The 3282-nt window shown below is 52.4% G+C and carries 2 rRNA genes; both read left to right on the top strand.

What is annotated here, in order from left to right:
• The first annotated feature begins 149 nt into the window (after positions 1-149).
• Positions 150-3057: ribosomal RNA gene (locus tag ACSBQQ_RS24655) — 23S ribosomal RNA — on the top strand.
• 103 nt (positions 3058-3160) lie between these two features.
• Positions 3161-3276, top strand: a 5S ribosomal RNA gene (rrf, locus tag ACSBQQ_RS24650).
• Positions 3277-3282: the final 6 nt, after the last annotated feature.

Genomic DNA, 3282 nt, shown 5'->3' with positions numbered 1-3282 from the left:
TTGCTCTTTAACAATCTGGAACAAGCTGAAAATTGAAACATGACGGCTGAAATTCATTCCTCCGTAGAAGTACCGGAATGAAGAGTAACCTGTCATAGAGTCTCTCAAATGTTTGCAACTTGAACGATGGAAACATCTTCGGGTTGTGAGGTTAAGTGACTAAGCGTACACGGTGGATGCCTAGGCAGTCAGAGGCGATGAAGGGCGTGCTAATCTGCGAAAAGCGTCGGTAAGGTGATATGAACCGTTATAACCGGCGATACCCGAATGGGGAAACCCAGTGTGTTTCGACACACTATCATGTCATGAATACATAGTGGCATGAGGCGAACCGGGGGAACTGAAACATCTAAGTACCCCGAGGAAAAGAAATCAACCGAGATTCCCCCAGTAGCGGCGAGCGAACGGGGAGGAGCCCAGAACCTGAATCGGCTTGTGTGTTAGTGGAAGCGTCTGGAAAGTCGCGCAGCAAAGGGTGATAGCCCCGTACACTAAAATGCACAGGTCGTGAGTTCGATGAGTAGGGCGGGACACGTGACATCCTGTCTGAATATGGGGGGACCATCCTCCAAGGCTAAATACTCCTGACTGACCGATAGTGAACCAGTACCGTGAGGGAAAGGCGAAAAGAACCCCGGCGAGGGGAGTGAAATAGAACCTGAAACCGTGTACGTACAAGCAGTGGGAGCACCTTCGTGGTGTGACTGCGTACCTTTTGTATAATGGGTCAGCGACTTATATTTTGTAGCAAGGTTAACCGTATAGGGGAGCCGTAGGGAAACCGAGTCTTAACTGGGCGATTAGTTGCAAGGTATAGACCCGAAACCCGGTGATCTAGCCATGGGCAGGTTGAAGGTTGGGTAACACTAACTGGAGGACCGAACCGACTAATGTTGAAAAATTAGCGGATGACTTGTGGCTGGGGGTGAAAGGCCAATCAAACCGGGAGATAGCTGGTTCTCCCCGAAAGCTATTTAGGTAGCGCCTCGTGAACTCATCTTCGGGGGTAGAGCACTGTTTCGGCTAGGGGGCCATCCCGGCTTACCAAACCGATGCAAACTCCGAATACCGAAGAATGTTATCACGGGAGACACACGGCGGGTGCTAACGTCCGTCGTGAAGAGGGAAACAACCCAGACCGCCAGCTAAGGTCCCAAAGTCATGGTTAAGTGGGAAACGATGTGGGAAGGCATAGACAGCCAGGATGTTGGCTTAGAAGCAGCCATCATTTAAAGAAAGCGTAATAGCTCACTGGTCGAGTCGGCCTGCGCGGAAGATGTAACGGGGCTAAACCATGCACCGAAGCTGCGGCAGCGACGCTTAGGCGTTGTTGGGTAGGGGAGCGTTCTGTAAGCCGTTGAAGGTGGCCTGTGAGGGTTGCTGGAGGTATCAGAAGTGCGAATGCTGACATAAGTAACGATAAAGCGGGTGAAAAGCCCGCTCGCCGGAAGACCAAGGGTTCCTGTCCAACGTTAATCGGGGCAGGGTGAGTCGACCCCTAAGGCGAGGCTGAAAAGCGTAGTCGATGGGAAACAGGTTAATATTCCTGTACTTGGTGTTACTGCGAAGGGGGGACGGAGAAGGCTAGGCTGGCCGGGCGACGGTTGTCCCGGTTTAAGCGTGTAGGGGGTGTGACCTGGTAAATCCGGTTGCATACTAACCCTGAGGCGTGATGACGATGCACTACGGTGCAGAAGTAGTTGATGCCCTGCTTCCAGGAAAATCCTCTAAGCTCCAGGTAACATTAAATCGTACCCCAAACCGACACAGGTGGTCAGGTAGAGAATACCAAGGCGCTTGAGAGAACTCGGGTGAAGGAACTAGGCAAAATGGTGCCGTAACTTCGGGAGAAGGCACGCTGGCATGTAGGTGAAGTCCCTTGCGGATGGAGCTGAAGCCAGTCGAAGATACCAGCTGGCTGCAACTGTTTAATAAAAACACAGCACTGTGCAAACACGAAAGTGGACGTATACGGTGTGACGCCTGCCCGGTGCTGGAAGGTTAATTGATGGGGTCAGCCGCAAGGCGAAGCTCTTGATCGAAGCCCCAGTAAACGGCGGCCGTAACTATAACGGTCCTAAGGTAGCGAAATTCCTTGTCGGGTAAGTTCCGACCTGCACGAATGGCGTAATGATGGCCAGGCTGTCTCCACCCGAGACTCAGTGAAATTGAACTCGCTGTGAAGATGCAGTGTACCCGCGGCAAGACGGAAAGACCCCGTGAACCTTTACTATAGCTTGACACTGAACATTGAGCCTTGATGTGTAGGATAGGTGGGAGGCTTTGAAGCGTGGACGCCAGTCTGCGTGGAGCCATCCTTGAAATACCACCCTTTAATGTTTGATGTTCTAACTCGGCCCCGTGATCCGGGGTGAGGACAGTGTCTGGTGGGTAGTTTGACTGGGGCGGTCTCCTCCCAAAGAGTAACGGAGGAGCACGAAGGTTAGCTAATCACGGTCGGACATCGTGAGGTTAGTGCAAAGGCATAAGCTAGCTTGACTGCGAGAGTGACGGCTCGAGCAGGTACGAAAGTAGGTCTTAGTGATCCGGTGGTTCTGAATGGAAGGGCCATCGCTCAACGGATAAAAGGTACTCCGGGGATAACAGGCTGATACCGCCCAAGAGTTCATATCGACGGCGGTGTTTGGCACCTCGATGTCGGCTCATCACATCCTGGGGCTGAAGTAGGTCCCAAGGGTATGGCTGTTCGCCATTTAAAGTGGTACGCGAGCTGGGTTTAGAACGTCGTGAGACAGTTCGGTCCCTATCTGCCGTGGGCGTTGGAAGATTGAGAGGGGTTGCTCCTAGTACGAGAGGACCGGAGTGAACGCACCACTGGTGTTCGGGTTGTCATGCCAATGGCATTGCCCGGTAGCTAAGTGCGGAAAAGATAAGCGCTGAAAGCATCTAAGCGCGAAACTTGCCTCAAGATGAGTCTTCCCTTGGACTTTGAGTCCACTGAAGGAACGTTTAAGACTAAGACGTTGATAGGCTGGGTGTGTAAGTGCAGCGATGCATTGAGCTAACCAGTACTAATGATCCGTGAGGCTTAACCTTACAACACCGAAGGTGTTTTAGAGACGAAGAGATTTTCAGCGAAGTTCCGAGATTGGTTCTGATGGCGACACGAGAGTGAAGCGGTTGGAATGAAACGAATTTGCCTGGCGGCAATAGCGCGGTGGTCCCACCTGACCCCATGCCGAACTCAGAAGTGAAACGCCGTAGCGCCGATGGTAGTGTGGGGTCTCCCCATGCGAGAGTAGGACACTGCCAGGCATCAAA

The sequence above is a fragment of the Serratia sp. G204Y genome, from assembly GCF_051172435.1.
GTDB classification, from domain to species: domain Bacteria; phylum Pseudomonadota; class Gammaproteobacteria; order Enterobacterales; family Enterobacteriaceae; genus Serratia; species Serratia sarumanii.
Note: the sequence above shows the minus strand (reverse complement) of the source record. Positions and strands in the feature narration are given on the sequence as shown.